Annotated in this window: 18 protein-coding genes; 12 read left to right on the forward strand and 6 right to left on the reverse strand. The window is 60.9% G+C overall.

Annotation, left to right across the window (positions count from 1 at the left end):
• Window positions 1-93 precede the first annotated feature (93 nt).
• The 9 genes from rpsP to thrC all read left to right on the forward strand — a co-directional run bounded on the left by rpsP (window position 94) and on the right by thrC (window position 7,389).
• Window positions 94-345, forward strand: coding sequence for a 30S ribosomal protein S16 (gene rpsP / locus BLS60_RS00835; protein WP_042555419.1), 252 nt, complete (start codon window positions 94-96; stop codon window positions 343-345).
• Between the two features lie 7 nt (window positions 346-352).
• Window positions 353-889 carry a ribosome maturation factor RimM gene (gene rimM / locus BLS60_RS00840; protein WP_092363580.1) on the forward strand — a complete coding sequence of 179 codons (537 nt, stop codon included), beginning with the start codon at window positions 353-355 and terminating at the stop codon, window positions 887-889.
• A gap of 4 nt (window positions 890-893) precedes the next feature.
• Window positions 894-1,646, forward strand: a complete 753-nt coding sequence (gene trmD / locus BLS60_RS00845) for a tRNA (guanosine(37)-N1)-methyltransferase TrmD (protein WP_070881294.1) — start codon at window positions 894-896, stop codon at window positions 1,644-1,646.
• Between the two features lie 41 nt (window positions 1,647-1,687).
• Window positions 1,688-2,038 carry a 50S ribosomal protein L19 gene (gene rplS, locus BLS60_RS00850; RefSeq protein ID WP_070881295.1) on the forward strand — a complete coding sequence of 117 codons (351 nt, stop codon included), beginning with the start codon at window positions 1,688-1,690 and terminating at the stop codon, window positions 2,036-2,038.
• 291 nt (window positions 2,039-2,329) lie between these two features.
• A complete protein-coding gene (locus BLS60_RS00855) occupies window positions 2,330-2,737 on the forward strand; it encodes an acyl-CoA thioesterase (RefSeq protein ID WP_092363583.1) in 408 nt (135 codons plus the stop codon).
• A gap of 42 nt (window positions 2,738-2,779) precedes the next feature.
• Complete coding sequence (gene xerD / locus BLS60_RS00860; RefSeq protein WP_070881297.1) at window positions 2,780-3,676, forward strand: site-specific tyrosine recombinase XerD; 897 nt, start codon at window positions 2,780-2,782, stop codon at window positions 3,674-3,676.
• Between the two features lie 106 nt (window positions 3,677-3,782).
• Entirely contained in the window at window positions 3,783-4,508 is a 726-nt protein-coding gene (locus tag BLS60_RS00865) for a DsbC family protein (protein WP_092363586.1), read from the forward strand.
• Between the two features lie 111 nt (window positions 4,509-4,619).
• Complete coding sequence (locus BLS60_RS00870; RefSeq protein ID WP_092363589.1) at window positions 4,620-5,924, forward strand: homoserine dehydrogenase; 1,305 nt, start codon at window positions 4,620-4,622, stop codon at window positions 5,922-5,924.
• 55 nt (window positions 5,925-5,979) lie between these two features.
• On the forward strand, window positions 5,980-7,389 hold the full coding sequence (gene thrC, locus BLS60_RS00875; protein WP_070881300.1) for a threonine synthase: 1,410 nt from the start codon (window positions 5,980-5,982) through the stop codon (window positions 7,387-7,389).
• A gap of 244 nt (window positions 7,390-7,633) precedes the next feature.
• Here thrC and BLS60_RS00880 read toward each other — a convergent pair whose 3' ends face one another.
• From BLS60_RS00880 to BLS60_RS00905, 6 genes are all read right to left on the reverse strand, one after another.
• Window positions 7,634-8,356: an endonuclease gene (locus tag BLS60_RS00880; RefSeq protein ID WP_070881301.1), complete on the reverse strand. Its 723-nt coding sequence runs from the start codon at window positions 8,354-8,356 to the stop codon at window positions 7,634-7,636.
• Window positions 8,357-8,599: 243 nt separating this feature from the next.
• Complete coding sequence (locus tag BLS60_RS00885) at window positions 8,600-9,640, reverse strand: DUF2157 domain-containing protein (RefSeq protein ID WP_092363592.1); 1,041 nt, start codon at window positions 9,638-9,640, stop codon at window positions 8,600-8,602.
• A 121-nt stretch (window positions 9,641-9,761) separates the two neighbouring features.
• Window positions 9,762-11,186 (reverse strand): ATP-dependent RNA helicase RhlB, encoded by a 1,425-nt coding sequence (gene rhlB / locus BLS60_RS00890; protein WP_092365226.1) that lies wholly within the window; start codon window positions 11,184-11,186, stop codon window positions 9,762-9,764.
• A gap of 102 nt (window positions 11,187-11,288) precedes the next feature.
• On the reverse strand, window positions 11,289-12,452 hold the full coding sequence (locus tag BLS60_RS00895; protein ID WP_092363595.1) for a dipeptidase: 1,164 nt from the start codon (window positions 12,450-12,452) through the stop codon (window positions 11,289-11,291).
• A gap of 60 nt (window positions 12,453-12,512) precedes the next feature.
• Entirely contained in the window at window positions 12,513-13,451 is a 939-nt protein-coding gene (locus BLS60_RS00900; protein ID WP_070881304.1) for a GGDEF domain-containing protein, read from the reverse strand.
• A 200-nt stretch (window positions 13,452-13,651) separates the two neighbouring features.
• A complete protein-coding gene (locus BLS60_RS00905) occupies window positions 13,652-14,305 on the reverse strand; it encodes an alpha/beta hydrolase (RefSeq protein WP_092363598.1) in 654 nt (217 codons plus the stop codon).
• A 481-nt stretch (window positions 14,306-14,786) separates the two neighbouring features.
• On the opposite strand from BLS60_RS00905, the gene BLS60_RS00910 reads away from it, so the two are divergent.
• From BLS60_RS00910 to BLS60_RS00920, 3 genes are all read left to right on the forward strand, one after another.
• Window positions 14,787-15,815 carry an amino acid ABC transporter substrate-binding protein gene (locus tag BLS60_RS00910; protein WP_070881306.1) on the forward strand — a complete coding sequence of 343 codons (1,029 nt, stop codon included), beginning with the start codon at window positions 14,787-14,789 and terminating at the stop codon, window positions 15,813-15,815.
• Window positions 15,816-15,879: 64 nt separating this feature from the next.
• Entirely contained in the window at window positions 15,880-17,058 is a 1,179-nt protein-coding gene (locus BLS60_RS00915; protein WP_092363600.1) for an amino acid ABC transporter permease, read from the forward strand.
• Window positions 17,059-17,070: 12 nt separating this feature from the next.
• On the forward strand, window positions 17,071-18,168 hold the full coding sequence (locus BLS60_RS00920) for an amino acid ABC transporter permease (protein ID WP_070881308.1): 1,098 nt from the start codon (window positions 17,071-17,073) through the stop codon (window positions 18,166-18,168).
• Window positions 18,169-18,172 lie beyond the last annotated feature (4 nt).

An 18,172-nucleotide genomic window follows, 5' to 3' on the forward strand; every position in this document is an offset into this window, starting at 1 on the left:
GTCGCATAATCCTTAGAATATGCGGCCTTTCGGGCCTAGGCCCATTTTTGATGTGTGCCTCAAGTTAGCACCGACTACAGGAACGATGTTCACATGGTAACTATTCGTCTCGCTCGTGGCGGCTCCAAAAAGCGCCCCTTCTACCACCTGACCGTGACCAACAGCCGCAATGCGCGCGATGGTCGCTTCGTAGAGCGTATTGGCTTCTTCAATCCGGTCGCTTCGGGTGCTGAAATCAAGCTGTCCGTGAATCAAGAGCGCGCTACCTACTGGCTGGGCCAGGGCGCACAGCCGTCTGAGCGTGTTGCTCAGCTGCTGAAAGAAGCTGCCAAGGCTGCTGCCTAAGCACTTTATGAGCACGACGCCGGCTCCCGCCGAGGATTTCATCGTTCTCGGCAAGATTGTCTCGGTGCATGGCGTCAAAGGTGAGGTGAAGGTGTTTTCCTTTACCGACCCTATCGATAACGTGCTCGATTACCCTCGCTGGACGCTACGGCGCGACGGTGAGGTGAAGCAGGTTGAACTGGCTGGTGGACGCTTGCAGGGCAAGGTTCTGGTCGCCAGGCTGAAAGGGCTCGATGATCGTGAAGTGGCGCGTACTTATGCGGGCTTCGAGATCACCGTTGCGCGCAGTCTGCTGCCCGAACTGGACGACGGCGAGTTCTACTGGTACCAGCTGGAAGGTCTCAAGGTTATCGATCAGGCGGGGCAACTGCTCGGCAAGATCGATCATCTGTTCGAGACCGGTGCCAATGATGTGATGGTGGTCAAGCCGTGCATCGACAGCCTCGATGATCGCGAACGCCTGTTGCCGTATACGCAGCAGTGTGTGTTGTCGATCAGCCTCGAGGCTGGCGAGATGCGGGTCGACTGGGATGCGGACTTCTGACGCCATGCCGAGCTTGCGCGTCGATGTCATTACGTTGTTCCCGGAAATGTTCGCCGCCATCGGCGATTACGGCATCACCAGCCGTGCGGTCCGCCAGGAGCTGTTGCAGCTTACCTGCTGGAACCCACGCAGTTACACCACGGATCGTCATCACACGGTTGACGACCGCCCCTTCGGTGGTGGTCCTGGCATGGTGATGAAGATCAAGCCGCTCGAAGATGCTCTGGCTGATGCCAGGCAGGCCAGCGGCGGTCAGGCGAAGGTGATCTACCTCTCGCCGCAAGGCCGCCCGCTGACGCAGGCGGCGGTACGCGAGCTGGCGAAGGAGGAGCGTTTGATCCTCATCGCCGGCCGCTACGAAGGCGTCGACGAGCGTTTCATCGAAACGCATGTCGACGAGGAATGGTCGATTGGTGACTACGTCCTGTCCGGCGGTGAGCTGCCGGCCATGGTGCTGATCGATGCGGTAACGCGCCTTTTGCCTGGTGCATTGGGTCATGCAGATTCGGCCGAGGAAGACTCCTTCACGGATGGCTTGCTCGACTGCCCGCACTACACCCGTCCGGAGGTGTATGCGGATAAACGTGTTCCTGAGGTGCTGCTTGGCGGTAACCACGAACACATCCGGCGCTGGCGTTTGCAGCAGTCCCTGGGACGTACCTGGGAACGCCGTGTCGATCTTCTGGATAGCCGCTCGCTTTCTGGAGAAGAGAAAAAGCTGCTGGAGGAATACATCCGCCAGCAGGACGATAACTAAATATCGATGGCCGGCCTGACGGCCCGTCTTAGGAGCGCAGCATGACCAACAAAATCATTCAGCAGATCGAAGCTGAGCAGATGAACAAAGAGATCCCGACCTTTGCACCGGGCGACACCGTAATCGTCCAGGTAAAAGTAAAGGAAGGTGACCGTCAGCGTCTGCAGGCGTTCGAAGGTGTGGTAATCGCCAAGCGTAACCGCGGTCTGAACAGCGCTTTCACTGTGCGTAAGATCTCCAGCGGCGTCGGCGTTGAGCGTACTTTCCAGACCTACAGCCCGCTGGTTGATAGCCTGTCCGTGAAGCGTCGTGGTGACGTTCGCAAGGCCAAGCTGTACTACCTCCGCGACCTGTCCGGCAAGGCAGCACGCATCAAGGAGAAGCTGGCTTAAGCCACGCTTCCCTCTCGAAAAAAGCAGCCTTGAGCTGCTTTTTTCGTTTCTGGTGTTTGTTCGTTCGATCATCGAGGTGTCGTTTCATGAGTCCCAGAGAGCAGGAAATCCAGTTCGTAGGGTGGACGACGCCTCATCCGTCCACCGCTCTACTATCGCAATGGTGGACAAAAAGAGCGTTGTCCACCCTACGGGGATGAAAGGCTGCTTCCGCCTTGTAGAGGCCCTTCTTATTAGGTGCGATTTTTGTATCTACTACGCACGACCAAAGTCGTGAGCAGGTTCTGAGTGATGACTCCCAGAGAGCAGGAAATCCAGCGGCGTACCGAGCTGTCGGAAACACGGGTGGCCAAGGCAGTATTCCCACCGACTACCAATCATCACAACACGCTGTTTGGCGGCACGGCCATGGCCTGGATGGATGAAGTCTCTTTCATCGCCGCCACGCGCTTCTGCCGGTTGCCGCTGGTCACGGTTTCGTCCGACCGTATCGACTTCAATCATCCGATTGCGGCCGGCACCATCGTCGAGCTGGTTGGTCGCGTCAGCGCGGTCGGCAACACCAGCATGAAGGTGCAGGTAGACGTGTTCGTCGAGGACATGTACGGCGCGGGCCGCGAACTGGCCATCCAGGGTGCCTTCAGCTTTGTCGCCATGGGCGAGGATGGCAAGCCGTTAGCGGTGCTGCCGGGTTTCTAGGCGCACATGCCGCTCACCGATTCGCAGTTGCAGGGGTAACCGATGTCCGCAGTCGACCATCCGCTGATCGAGCGTTTTATCGAGACGCTCTGGCTGGAGAAGGGCTTGTCTGTCCACACCCGTGCGGCGTACCGCAGTGACTTGGCGTTGCTCAATGGCTGGCTACAGAGTCGCGGCGTCGAGCTTCCCTCGGTGGGCCGTGAGGTGTTGCTCGATCATCTGGCCTGGCGCATGAATGAAGGCTACAAAGCGCGCTCCACGGCTCGGCTGATCTCCGGCATGCGCGGCTTCTATCGGTTTCTGCTGCGCGAGGGCGTGATCGAAACCGACCCCACCTTGCAGGTGGACATGCCGCAGCTGGGGCGACCGCTGCCCAAGTCATTGTCCGAAGCGGATGTCGAGGCGCTTCTGGCAGCCCCCGATCTGGATGATCCCATCGGCCTTCGTGACCGTGCCATGCTCGAGGTGCTGTATGCCTGCGGGTTACGGGTCAGCGAGCTGATCGGCCTGACGCTCGAGCAGGTCAACCTGCGCCAAGGTGTGCTGCGTGTGTTCGGCAAGGGCAGCAAGGAGCGCCTTGTGCCGATGGGCGAGGAGGCGATCAGCTGGGTCGAGCGCTATTGCCGCGACGCGCGCCCATTGTTGTTGGCCGGCCGTCCGGGCGATGTGCTGTTTCCCAGCTTGCGCGGCGAGCAGATGACCCGGCAGACCTTCTGGCACCGCATCAAGCACCAGGCCAAAGTGGCCGGCATCGCCAAGTCGCTGTCGCCGCACACACTGCGCCACGCTTTCGCGACCCATCTGCTCAACCACGGCGCGGACTTGCGTGTGGTGCAGATGCTCCTGGGGCACAGCGATCTGTCCACCACACAGATCTATACCCATGTGGCGCGGGCGCGTCTGCAGGCGCTCCATGCCCAGCATCATCCGCGTGGATAATTGCCCGCCTGCGGTCCTCGCTTTGCGTTGTCGGTCTAAGGCCCGGGCCGCCGGTTATGGTAGTCTTCGCTCTTCCCTCGTTACCCGTCGCTCGATAGGAGTACTCATGCGTGTGACCCGCATTTTCGCGGCCATGGCCCTCGGTCTGGTCAGCACCCTCGGCCACGCTGCCGATCCGGACAAGACGATCCGCGAGAACCTGTTGTCGATCCAGCCTGATCTGCCAATCGAAGCCATTGCCGAAAGCCCGATGCCTGGCGTCTATCAGGTGCAACTCAAGGGCGGGCGTCAGCTGTATGCCAGCGCTGACGGGCAATTCGTCATGCAGGGCTACCTGTTCCAGTTCAAGGACGGCCAGGCGGTGAACCTCACCGAGGTCGAAGAGAGCCGCGCGGTGGCCAAGCAGATCAACGCCATTCCTGCCAAGGACATGGTGGTGTTCGCGCCCAAGGAGCCGAAGGCCCACATTACCGTCTTCACTGACACCGACTGTGGTTACTGCCAGAAGCTGCACAGCGAAGTGGCGGAACTCAACAAGCAGGGCATCGAAGTGCGTTACCTGGCCTTCCCGCGTCAGGGCCTGGGCAGCAAGGGCGCCAAGGATCTGGCCAGCGTCTGGTGCGCGAAAGATCGCCAGGCAGCCATGAATCAGGCCAAGTCGCGTCAGTCGGTGGCCGAAGCCACCTGCGATAACCCGGTAGCCCAGCAGTATCAGCTCGGCCAGACGATTGGGGTCAATGGCACGCCGGCAATCATCCTCGAGAACGGCAAGATGATTCCGGGTTATCAACCCGCCGCGCAGCTGGCAAAGCTGGCGCTGGAAGCCAAATGATTTGAACGGCTAGTCGATTGACTATCCATTGGCCGCTTCGTAATGTGCGGCCTCTTTTTCACGGCTGGCGCCGGCGCTAGCCGTTTACGCAGTGCAGTTTGGGAGTCTAGTGTGAATCCGGTCAAAGTAGGCATCTGTGGGCTGGGCACCGTCGGTGGCGGTACCGTTAATGTGCTCAAGCGCAACGCCGAGGAAATCGCGCGTCGTGCCGGGCGTGGCATCGAGGTGGTACAGATTGCCACCCGTACACCCAAGCCCCAGTACCAGACGACCGGCATTACCATGACCGATGATGTCTTCGCGGTGGCCAGCAACCCCGAGATCGACATCGTCGTTGAACTGATTGGCGGTTACAGCGTGGCCCGCGAGTTGGTGCTCAAGGCCATCGATAACGGCAAGCATGTAGTCACCGCTAACAAGGCGCTGATCGCTGTGCACGGCAACGAGATTTTCGCTCGCGCCCGCGAGAAGGGCGTCATCGTCGCCTTCGAAGCTGCGGTAGCCGGCGGTATTCCGGTGATCAAGGCGATCCGCGAAGGGCTCGCCGCCAACCGCATCAACTGGCTGGCCGGGATCATCAACGGCACCGGCAACTTCATCCTCAGCGAAATGCGCGAGAAGGGTCGCACCTTCGAAGACGTGCTGGCCGAAGCCCAGGCGCTGGGTTATGCCGAAGCCGATCCGACCTTCGATGTGGAAGGTATCGACGCCGCCCACAAGCTGACCATTCTGGCGTCCATCGCCTTTGGTATTCCGCTGCAGTTCGACAAGGCCTACACCGAAGGCATCACCAAGCTGACCACCGCCGACGTCAACTATGCCGAAGCGCTGGGCTACCGCATCAAGCACCTCGGCGTGGCGCGTCGCACCGACGCCGGCATCGAACTGCGCGTGCACCCGACGCTGATTCCGGCCGACCGCTTGATCGCCAACGTCAACGGCGTGATGAACGCGGTGATGGTCAATGGCGACGCCGCAGGCAGCACGCTGTTCTACGGCGCTGGCGCCGGCATGGAAGCCACCGCTTCGGCGGTCGTCGCCGACCTAGTGGACGTGGTGCGGGCTTTGACCACCGACCCGACCAACCGCGTGCCGCACCTGGCCTTCCAGCCGGATTCGCTGTCGGATCATCCGATCCTGCCGATCACCGATTGCGAAAGCGCCTACTACCTGCGCATTCAAGCCAAGGATCGTCCCGGCGTGCTGGCCCAAGTGGCAAGCATCCTGTCGGAACGCGGCATCAACATCGAATCGATCATGCAGAAAGAAGTCGAAGAACAGGATGGCCTGGTGCCGATGATCTTGGTCACTCATCGCGTTGCCGAACAGCGCATGAACGACGCCATTGCCGCGCTGGAAGCGTTGAACGACGTGGTTGGCAACGTCGTCCGTATCCGCGTCGAACAACTCAACTAATTCAGCCGCACGCCGCGATTTGGCGGCGTGACGCTCAACCGAAGGTTTGCAGACAATGCGTTATATCAGCACTCGCGGCCAGGCACCGGCCCTGAATTTCGAAGAGGTTCTGCTGGCAGGCCTGGCTACCGATGGTGGCTTGTACGTGCCGGAAAACCTGCCGCGCTTCACCCAGGAAGAAATTGCTTCTTGGGCCGGCCTGCCGTATCACGAGCTGGCTTTCCGGGTGATGCGCCCATTCGTTACCGGCAGCATTCCGGATGCCGATTTCAAGAAGATTCTCGAAGATACCTACGGCGTGTTCGAACACGCCGCCGTGGCGCCATTGCGCCAGTTGAACGGCAATGAGTGGGTGCTCGAGCTGTTCCACGGCCCAACCCTGGCGTTCAAGGATTTTGCCCTGCAGTTGCTCGGCCGCCTGCTTGATTACGTGCTGGCCAAGCGCAACGAGCGCGTGGTGATCATGGGTGCGACCTCCGGTGACACCGGCTCGGCGGCCATCGAAGGCTGCAAGGCCTGCGATAACGTGGACATCTTCATCATGCACCCGCACCAGCGTGTGTCCGAGGTGCAGCGCCGGCAGATGACCACCATCTTCGGCGACAACATCCACAACATCGCCATCGAAGGCAACTTCGACGACTGCCAGGAGATGGTCAAGGCCAGCTTCGCCGACCAGGATTTTCTCAAAGGCACCCGCCTGGTCGCGGTCAACTCGATCAACTGGGCGCGGATCATGGCCCAGATCGTCTACTACTTTCATGCGGCCTTGCAGCTTGGCGGGCCGGCACGTTCAGTGGCCTTCTCGGTGCCGACCGGCAACTTCGGCGACATCTTTGCCGGTTACCTGGCGCGCAACATGGGTCTGCCGATCAGCCAGCTGATCGTCGCCACCAACCGCAACGACATCCTGCACCGCTTCATGAGCGGCAATCAGTACGCCAAGGGCGAGTTGTACCCGACGCTGTCGCCGTCGATGGACATCATGGTGTCGTCGAACTTCGAACGTTTGCTGTTCGACCTGCACGGTCGCAACGGCCCGTCGATCGCCGCGTTGATGACCGAATTCCGCCAGACCGGCGGCTTTACCGTCGAAGATGATCGCTGGACCGAAGCGCGCAAGCTGTTCGATTCGCTCGCGGTGAGCGACGAGCAGACCTGCGCCACCATTGCCGACGTGTACGCCGCCACTGGCGAGCTGCTCGACCCGCACACGGCTATCGGCGTGCGGGCTGGCCGCGAATGCCGCCGCAGCCTGACGGTGCCGATGGTGGTACTGGGCACCGCGCACCCGGTCAAATTCCCGGAAGCGGTGGAGAAGGCTGCTGTCGATCAGTCGCCTGCACTGCCGCCGCACCTCGCCGATCTGTTCGAGCGTGACGAGCGCTGCACCGTGTTGGCCAATGACCTGGCGACTGTGCAGCAATTCGTCGCCGCACACGGGAACCGCGGCAAGCCGCTTTAAGCGATAGCGCTGCAGTTCGAAAGGCCGGTCACCGTGAGGTGCCGGCTTTTTGCGTTTTCAGAGGTAAACAGATGGCGGGTGTAGAGCTGAGTAGAGGTGCACCGTCGTAGCCTGTGGTCGAGCGAAGCGATACCCAGGTTGTATTTGCGGTGCAGCCGGCCTTGTGATCGCTCCCGGGTTTCGCCTCGCTCAGCACGGGCTATAAAGGCGAGACGCGGGGATCGTCTGTCACGTCGCGACGCGTTCAGTGCCGGTTGAGTGCGGCCATCGGCGCTTGCTGGCAGAGGCGCTTGTCGAGCTGCCCGACGTAGGGGTTGGCCCAGCCCATCACACAGCCCACCAATTGATTGCGCTGGCGTTCCCAGGCCTGAGCCGGGTAGGTCTTGTTCCAGGCGGCGAAGAGCTGCCGATTCTGCTTCGACAGGCGCAGCCCGTAGCGGTCACCCATGTACAGGTAGGTGCGGGCGATCATGCCGCGAATTTCCTTGCGCGGCATGACCTTGCGCGCCTTGAAGTCGACTACCGTCGGGCAGGCGCCGTACTGGCTGGGCGCTTGAGGTAGCCAGCCGAAGTCATAGTTGCTGCGATCGCCATTGACCTCGCCGATTGCCGGCACCAGATTGTGCAGATCAGCCTCGGCACGGCGATAGACACTGTCATTCTTGCTGCAGTTCTTGCGCCCGCCATTCTGCCAGCACTGTCGCTGGTGGCCGATTTGCCAGGCCGGCACGATGTGCTCCCACTCGATACGCGCTGCACGGTTGGCGTTCTTGCGTGGGGTGTAGCCGCAGCTTTTCAGGTCGACGCGATTGCCATTGAAATTGCAGCCGCAGTAAAACTCTACCGACTGCCGCTCGTAGAGCTTCCAGCCGATTTTCTTGGCCTGGCTGAACGATTGTGGTGGTGCTGCGGCGAGAGGCGTGGAGAGGAAGAGGCAGAGCAGAACGAGGAGGTGGCGAGACAGCATGCGACTTTCCGGAAAAGTGCCGCATCATACCGATTCGCTTGCAGATGCCAAGGCTAGCCATTTGATGGCTCGGCGTGGCCGTGTGCTTTCTCTAACTCATTGTTTGCGGGGGCAATTTAACTATCAGCTCGATACCCGCTCAAGCGGGTACCCGAAGCCCGCGACCTGCTGACGACCTGGGCCTGGTTGTCGATGATGTAGATGCATCGCACACCCTATGCGCCCGCTGCCCACTCGCTGTTATCAGCGCCGTAGTGCGGGCAGGATCGCTTGCCAGCTAGCCGGGATGCGCTGGCGCAGGGCGTGGGTCATGGACTCACGATGTTTCTGGTAGAGCATGCCCATGCCGATCACGCCCAGGCCGATCAGGCTGACCACCACCGGGAACAGCAGCGAATCCTCGAACACATCGTGGGCCAGGTAGCCGAGGTAGCCCGCGACCCCGATGGCGCCGAATACCATGAACAACGGTCGGCGTAGCAATACGGCGAGACCGATCAGCCCCAGATTGATCAGGCAATAGAGCGCCTTGCCCAGCTCGCTGCCGCTGTCCATCAGGCTCAGGCCGCCCCAGAAGGCAATGAGGCCGGCCAGGTAGCCCCAGAAAGCGAAGTCCTGTTTGCTGCGGCCGTCGACCAGAAGGCTGCCGAGGAGGATCAGCAGGCCGAACCACAGAGACACCTCGCGGCGCTGTTCCCAGTTGAAATACTCGCCGTGAAGCAACTCGCTGAGGTCCATCGACATGAACCAGAGAGCCACAGCCACCGGCATGACGATGAAGGGGAAGGGCGTTAGTCGCAGCACCAGTAGACCAACGATGACAGTAGCCACCTCCATCACCAGCCAGCCGCCTTGTACGTACCGGTAGTAATCGACGTAGTTGGTTTGCGTGTCGTCCATCGGCCAGAGACCGAACACGCGTTGTACAGCGAACGCCACCAGTGGCGTGAGACTTACCGCCACGGCTGCCAACAGGCCGCCGGGAATTGTCTGGCCGCGTTGCCAGAGGCTGCGGCCACCGAGCAGGAACAGCAGCAGATAGGCACCGCTGATCAGCAGCAAGGCGACGTCGCCGATGCTCATCCAGGCTTCGGTCATCAGCCAGCCCATAGCGCCAATGATCAGCAGGGCGCCGAAATAGTAGGCCACGTGAGACAGCTGAAAACTCGGGCGGTCGTGTGGGGCATGCTGAAGGAAGTCGAGCAGCGCCTGGTCCTGACCCGGTTGCAGAACGCCGGCCTGTACGGCGCGGGTCAGGTCACTGCTGTCGATCTTGAGTGTCATGCACGAGTCCCTGTTATGGCAACGCCCTGTCGGCCATTCCCGGACAGGGCGTTAAGTGGTGGCGCTGTGGTTGGGTCAGTGGCTAGAGCCTGACCAACGCGGGGCGGCAAACGGCATGCCGTCAGTGTTTACGCGGCACAGGCCTGAGCAGCGTTTCGGGCGGCATTTCGCACTGGATCTTGCGGCCCATCAAGGCTTCGATGGCGGGCAGGGCATAGGCGTCGTCTTCACCCGCGAAACTGATCGAAGTACCGCTGGTGCCGGCACGACCCGTACGGCCGATACGGTGCACGTAGTCATCCGGAGTTTCTGGCAAGGTGAAGTTGATCACGTGGCTGATCGCATCGACGTGGATGCCACGGCCAGCCACATCGGTGGCGACCAGTACGCGAATGCTGCCCTCGCGGAAGCCTTCCAGCACCTTGATGCGCTTGTGCTGCGGCACATCGCCGGACATCTGCGCGGCGCTGATGCCGTCGCGGGTCAGGCGCTCCTCGATGCGACGTACTTCGTCCTTGCGGTTGGCAAAGACCATCACTCGAATCCAGTCGTTCTGGGCAATCAGGTTGTAGAGCAACTTGTACTTGTCGGCCGAAGCGACGGCGTAGACGTGCTGTTCGACGGTATCGCTGGCGACGTTTTCCGGTTCGATCTCGACGATGGCTGGGTCGGTAGTCCACTGCTTGGCGAGGTTCATCACGTCCTCGGTGAAGGTCGCGGAGAACAGCAGAGTCTGGCGTTCACCTTTCATCGGCGTCTGGCGAATGATCTGCCGGACCTGCGGAATGAAGCCCATGTCGAGCATGCGATCGGCTTCGTCGAGCACCATGACCTCGACCATGTCCAGGTGGACCTCACCGCGCTGGTTGAAGTCCAGCAGGCGGCCCGGTGTTGCCACCAGGATGTCGCAGAAGCGCGATTCGAGCAGCTTGAGCTGCTTGTCGAAATCCATGCCGCCGACGAAGCTCATGACGTTGAGGTCGCAATACTTGGTCAGCTCGGCAGCGTCCTTGGCAATCTGCACCACCAGCTCGCGGGTCGGCGCGATGATCAGCGCACGCGGCTCGCCCATGTAGCGGTCTTTCGGCGGCGGGGTTTGCTGCAACTGGGTGATGATCGAGATTAGGAAGGCTGCGGTCTTGCCGGTGCCGGTCTGGGCGCGGCCAATGGCGTCGCGGCCCTTGAGCGTGTAGCCCAGTACGCCGGCCTGGATCGGCGTGCAGTAAGGGAAACCCAGATCATGGATGGCGTGCATCAGCTCCGGCGACAGTTTGAAGTCGTGGAAACGCGTCTTGCCGGGGGCGGGCTCGACGTTGAAATCTTCGAGTTTCCAGGTGTCGACCGGCTTGGGGGCGCGTTCTCGGCGCGGTTTTGCGGGCTTGTTGTGGGGCTTCTGGGCCGCAGGTGCCGGCTCTTGCGGCGGCATTGGCTGGCGTTCCTCGCGAGCCGGGCTGGCGCTAGGCGAAGTGGGCTCGATGGCCGCGGAGACTGAGCTGTGTGGCTCATTTTCGGTTTTGCCGAATATTTTTTTGAGTGCTTTGAGCACGGTCATCTCGTCGGTTGGCTAAGGGATTAACGACGATCAGTGTAAAGCAAGACGCGCGCAGGGCGAAGTACCCGGCGGGCGCCGCGATTACGGGGCTCACGATCAGCCTGGTGGCAGGCTGGCGAGCAACAGACGCTGGACGTTGCCGCCCATTATCGCGGCGATATCTGCATGGCTGAAACCTGCGCCGAGCAGCCCGTCGGTCAATTGGGCGAGCCCGGTGACGTCGAAGGGCGCATGAATGGTGCCGTTGAAATCGGAGCCGAGGGCTACGTGATCCAGGCCCACCAGATCCACGATGTAGCGAATCGCTTTGACGATAGCGGCAACCGAGGTGGCGCAGACGGCGGTGTCCCAATAGCCGATGCCGATCACCCCGCCGGTGGCGGCTATCGCGCGTAGGTGCCTGTCGCTCAAATTGCGGGTGCCAGGGCAGGTGCCTTCCACGCCGCCGTGAGACACCAGCACCGGACGCGTGGCCATAGCCAGTACGTCGTCCATCAACGGGCGCGAGGCGTGGGCGAGGTCGATCAACATGGATTTCTCTTCGAGACGGGCAATCACCTGCCGACCCAGCGGCGTCAGGCCTCCCTTCTTCAGGCCGTGGGCTGAACCACCCACCTCGTTGTCGAAGAAGTGGGTCAGGCCGGCCATGCGAAAGCCTGCGTCATACAGACGATCGAGGTTTGCCAGTTGCCCTTCCAGTGGATGCAGACCTTCGGTCGCCAGCAGGGTCGCGACGCGCCGTGGATCTTCATTCCAGGCATGCAGGAAGTCAGTCAGGTCGGCTCGCGTTCTGATCAGCACCAGGCGGCCATCGCTGCCGTCAGCGGCTTCACGCAACTTGTCGGCCTGATACAGGGCGCGCTGCAAGAGGCTGCTCCAGGTCGCGCGCGGCCAGCGCTGGGCCATGGCAAGCAGGGTGATGGTGTCGCTGTCGGCGCCGTTGCTCTCATAGTTCAGGCCGCGCGGTGACTTGGTTACGGTGGAGAACACCTGCAACCCGACTCGGCCATCGAGCATGCGCGGCAAATCTGAATGACCGTAGTCATAGCGCTTGAGCAGGCCGCGCTCCCAGAGCAGCGCGTCGTCATGCAGATCGGCGATGAACAGCGTGTCGTGCAGGCGGGTGGCGGCTTGGCTGGCTGGGTAGGGCGCCGGTGACTCGACGCTGTTCATGTGCCGGTCGAGCAGGCTGGGTAGGGTGAAGAAAATGCCCGCGGCGACGATCAGGAGGGTGGCAACGATGAGCAAGCGCTTACGCATGAAGACGGTATCCGCAGTGGACGGCAAGGTTTCAACAGCGTGTCATGTGGCCGCGGCATTTCAATGACAGAGGCGGTTGCGACCTTCGTCCTTGGCCCGATACAACGCCTGGTCGGCGCGTGCGATCAGGCTGTTCAGGCTGTCCTTCGGCATCATCTGAGTCAGCCCGAGGGAAATGGTCACGCCGGGTTGGGCGCCCAGCGGCGAATAGAAAGCGCCGATTCTTTCCAGGCTTTCGCGCAACCGTTCGGCCACGTCCGCCGCTTGCTGCAAGGTCATTTCCGGCAGCAGGACGACGAATTCCTCGCCACCGAAGCGCACCAGGCTATCGCGGGCACGCAACTGCCGGCGCAGGGTGTGGGCGACCAGGCACAGCGCATAGTCGCCAGCCAGGTGGCCGTGCAGGTCGTTGTAGTCCTTGAAGTAATCGACGTCCAACATCAACAGGCTGAGCGGCTGGCAACTGAACAGACAGCGCGTGCGCTCGCGCTCGAATACATGCTCCAACCAGCGTCGATTGAAGGCGCCGGTGAGTTTGTCGATATTGGCGTTCTGTTCGCTGTCGATCAATTGCCGATTGCCTTGGCGAACACGGCTGCAGAGCATCTCCAACAGGTTTTGCATCAGTTGCGGAGACTGCTGAAACAGCGTGCTCAGCGCGTCACGGTGCAGGCGCAAGGCACTGCTCGGCTCGTTTGCCACGACGTAAGCGCAAGGGTGTTCGTTGTCGATAAAGCTGACCTCCCCAGCGCAATCGCCGACTCGCAGGGTCGTGACCGGCTGATTGTCCAGGGAGCCGAGGTACACCTTGAGGCTGCCGGTGATCACTATATAAAGGTATTGATTGCGGTCGAAGGGTGACAGCAGCACCTCGCCGGTATCCAGTTCGCAAGGCCGAAAAGAGTCGAGTAGCTTTGCCAGGCTGCCGAGGGCGACGTTGTTGAACAGTCGCAGATGACGGATCTGGTGGAGGTCGGTTTGCCAGTGGGCTGCCTTCATGGCATCAGCATCCTTGCGTGAAAAGCTTAACGATTGGCACCGCTAACGCTCTCATGGGCGATAACCCGACTTGGGGCCTCAGTCGCGAAACAGTATCCGTAGGTCTTGAAGCTTACAATGCTCTCATGTTACAGCGACGACAGACGGCATGCACGGTGGTAATAGGTGGGCACCATCCGGCATGCCGCCACCATTTGCCCTTACAGACGGGCTGCCAACCAGTTGCCGATATCGCGTATCTCCTCCGGTAACACTTCGTGGCCCATGGGGTATTCCTGCCATTTCACGGTGACCTCATGGCTCTGCAGCCAGTCATGAGCGGCGCGGCCCATGCTCGGCAGCACCACGCCATCCTGATTGCCGTGTAGGCACAACACGGGTATTGCGCGTTGCAAGTCGCTCAGCTGCGCCTGATCTGAAAAGGTTGGGGCGTAGGTCGACAGCGCCAGAACACCGCCCAGCGGGCCTTGCCAGCGCAGAAAGCCGGTGTGCAGCACGACCGCGCCACCTTGCGAGAAGCCCGCCAGGAAGATGCGCGACGGATCGACGCCGGCGTCGCGCTGCGCTTCGATTATGTCGATGACCTGTTGCGCGGACTGCTCCAGTTGCTCGCGATTGATCGCTCTGGCAGGGCTCATTGCCAAAATGTCGTACCAGCTCGGCATCTGATAGCCGCCGTTGATGCTCACTGCTCGTGTCGGCGCCTGGGGCAACACGAAGCGTGTGCTGCCTAGCGACTGTTGCAAGGCTTCGGCTACCGGCTGGAAATCGAAACGGTCTGCACCCAGGCCATGCAGCCATATGACACAGGCGTCTGCGGGAAGTGGGGGCTCAAGTACCAATGTGGTGTCCATGTACTGCTCCAATGTGGGGCTGTTGCTCTGTTTTGGTGCGGCACGATTTTAATGTGCCATGCGAATCCGTGAACAAGATGTCGCAAGGTTACAAGTTCTGCCCTTGACCTGCCCATGCTGCAGGCCAAATTCAAGGATGGTATGGGCTTTGCTATAAACATAAAGACTGATGTCGTTGGCCGTGGGCGGTAACACCGCTTACGGTTACGGAGCAGACGGGGAAGCCGATTTGATGGGGTTTCCAAAAGGTTCGTTGGGGCGCTGCATGCCTCCGCGATGTGCAAATTAGCTATCCGTCTCAGGCTCGTCTACCGACGGGCTGGTGCGAGAGTTGATGACCCACGATCGAATAGGTCGCTACACTCGTGCCGAGGTCTGGTCACCGGTCACACCGTTGCTGCCGACAGTGCTGACATGCCCCAAAAGAGTACGGCGATCCGTCCGAGACTCCAACACAACAAAAGCAACCGGAGAATGTTCAATGAAGATGGTTAAAACCACCCTGGCGATGTTGACCGCCGCTGCTGTACTGGGCGTAGCTGGCATGGCCAACGCAGGCGCCACCCTGGACGCCGTGCAGAAGAAAGGTTTCGTACAGTGCGGCGTCAGCGATGGCCTGCCTGGTTTCTCGGTTCCCGATGAAAAAGGCAACTACCAGGGCATCGACGTCGACATCTGCCGCGGCGTAGCTGCAGCGGTATTCGGTGACGCGACCAAGGTCAAGTACAGCCCGCTGACCGCCAAAGAGCGTTTCACCGCGATCCAGTCCGGTGAAGTCGACATGCTCTCGCGCAACACCACCTGGACCAGCTCCCGCGACGGCGGCATGGGCCTGGTATTCACCGGCGTGACCTACTACGACGGCATCGGCTTCCTGGTTAACAAGAAGCTGGGCGTTGCCAGCGCCAAGGAACTGGATGGTGCGACCATCTGTATCCAGGCCGGCACCACCACCGAGCTGAACGTCTCCGACTACTTCCGTTCGAACGGCCTGAAGTACACCCCGATCACCTTCGACACCTCCGACGAGAGCGCCAAGTCGCTGGAAGCTGGCCGTTGCGACGTGCTGACCTCCGACCAGTCGCAGCTGTACGCACAGCGCATCAAGCTCGGCGCGCCGGATGATTGGGTAGTACTGCCGGAAGTGATCTCCAAGGAGCCTCTGGGCCCGTTGGTTCGTCGTGGCGACGAAGACTGGATGGCTATCGTCAAGTGGACCCTGTTCGCCATGCTCAACGCCGAAGAACTGGGTGTCGACTCCAAGAACGTCGAAGCCCTGTCTAAGGAAACCAAGAACCCTGACGTCGCCCGTATGCTGGGTGCCGATGGCGAGTACGGTAAAGATCTGAAGCTGCCGAAAGACTGGGTCGTCCAGATCGTCAAGCAGGTCGGTAACTACGGCGAAGTCTTCGACCGTAACATCGGCAAAGGCAGCGAGCTGAAAATCGAGCGTGGTCTCAACGCTCTGTGGAACAAAGGCGGTCTGCACTACGCTCCTCCAGTGCGTTGATTGACCTGTCGCCCGGCAGTGCACTGCCGGGCGATTTTCGTTCCGTTATACCTGGGGCATTCCCATGCAGAAAAACATCGGCGCACCGCAGGGGTTCTCCCTTAGCGATCCACGTGTGCGTGCCTGGCTATTTCAGATCCTCACCGTCGTTGGGGTGGTCGCGCTAGGCTGGTTCCTGTTTCACAATACGCAAACCAACCTGCAACACCGGGGCATCACGTCCGGTTTCGACTTTCTCGAGCGCAGTGCCGGTTTCGGCATCGCCCAACACCTGATCAGCTACACCGAAGCGGACAGCTATGCCCGCGTCTTCGTTATTGGCCTGCTCAACACCCTGCTGGTGTCCATCATCGGCATCGTGCTGGCGACCATCCTCGGCTTTATCATCGGTATTGCCCGGCTCTCGCCAAACTGGATGATCAGCAAGCTGGCAACCGTCTACATCGAGGTTTTCCGTAACATCCCGCCATTGCTGCAGATTCTCTTCTGGTACTTCGCCGTGCTGTTGCCGTTGCCCGGCCCGCGGGCCAGTATCAATGTTGGCGATAGCTTCTTCCTCAGCAACCGTGGCCTGAACATGCCGGCAGCCGAAGGGACGGGCGCGTTCTGGCCGTTCGTGGTGGGGCTTGTGCTGACCGTGGTTGCCATCGTGCTGATGACCCGCTGGGCCAACAAGCGCTTCGAAGCTACTGGCGTGCCGTTCCACAAGTTCTGGGCAGGTCTGGGCCTGGCAATCGTCATCCCGACGCTGTTCGTGTTGATTTTCGGCAGCCCGCTGCACTGGTCGTTCCCGGAGCTCAAGGGCTTCAACTTCGTTGGCGGCTGGGTGATGATCCCGGAACTGCTGGCGCTGACCATCGCGCTTACCGTCTACACCGCGGCCTTCATCGCCGAAAACGTGCGCTCCGGGATCAACTCGGTCAGCCACGGTCAGACTGAAGCGGCCCGCTCTCTGGGCCTGCGCCCGGGCCCGACGCTGCGTAAGGTGATCATTCCTCAGGCCATGCGGGTGATCATTCCGCCGCTCACCAGCCAGTACCTGAACCTCGCGAAGAACTCGTCTCTGGCGGCCGGTATCGGCTATCCGGACATGGTATCGCTGTTCGCCGGTACGGTACTCAACCAGACGGGGCAAGCCATCGAAGTGATTGCGATCACCATGAGCGTGTACCTGGCGATCAGTATCAGCATTTCCCTGCTGATGAACTGGTACAACAAGCGCATCGCGCTGATCGAGCGGTGAGGACCTAGCGCAATGAGCACACATATTTTCAAACCTGACCAGCCACCACCCAGCGCCAGCGTTGGCGTGGTGGCCTGGATGCGCGGCAACCTGTTCTCCAGCTGGCTCAATACCCTGCTGACCTTGTTCGCCATCTACCTCATCTGGCTGATAGTGCCGCCGCTGCTCAAATGGGCGTTCATCGACGCCAACTGGGTAGGCAGCACTCGCGCCGATTGCACCAAGGAGGGCGCCTGCTGGGTGTTCATCCAGGCGCGCTTCAGCCAGTTCATGTACGGCTTCTACCCCAGCGAGCTGCGCTGGCGTGTCGACTTGACTGCGGTTCTGGCCATCATCGGTGCCGCACCGCTGTTCATTTCACGCTTCCCGCGCAAGGCGGCGTACGGCATTGGTTTCCTGGTGATCTACCCGGTCGTCGCCTGGTGCCTGCTGCACGGTGGCGTGTTCGGCCTGGAAACCGTGCCGACCAGCCGTTGGGGCGGGCTGATGCTGACGCTGGTGATCGCCGCCGTCGGTATTGCTGGCGCGCTGCCGCTGGGCATTCTGCTGGCGCTGGGGCGACGCTCCAACATGCCCGCGGTGAAAGTGGTCTGCGTGACGTTCATCGAGTTCTGGCGTGGCGTGCCGCTGATCACCGTGCTGTTCATGTCATCGGTCATGTTGCCGCTGTTCCTGCCGGAAGGCATGAGCTTCGACAAGCTGATGCGTGCGCTGATCGGGGTGATCCTGTTCCAGTCGGCCTATATCGCCGAAGTGGTACGCGGTGGTCTGCAGGCGATTCCCAAAGGGCAGTACGAAGCAGCCGGTGCCATGGGCCTGGGCTACTGGCGGATGATGGGTCTGGTGATCCTGCCGCAGGCGCTCAAGCTGGTGATTCCGGGTATCGTCAATACCTTCATTGCTCTGTTCAAGGACACCAGTCTGGTGATCATCATCGGCCTGTTCGACCTGCTCAACAGCGTCAAGCAGGCGGCTGCCGACCCGGCTTGGCTGGGCATGGCCACCGAAGGCTACGTGTTCGCCGCCCTGATTTTCTGGATTTTCTGTTTTGGTATGTCGCGCTACTCCCTGCACTTGGAGAGAAAGCTAGACACTGGCCACAAGCGTTAGGAGT

Origin of the sequence: Phytopseudomonas seleniipraecipitans (genome assembly GCF_900102335.1) — a bacterium.
Lineage (GTDB): Bacteria > Pseudomonadota > Gammaproteobacteria > Pseudomonadales > Pseudomonadaceae > Aquipseudomonas > Aquipseudomonas seleniipraecipitans.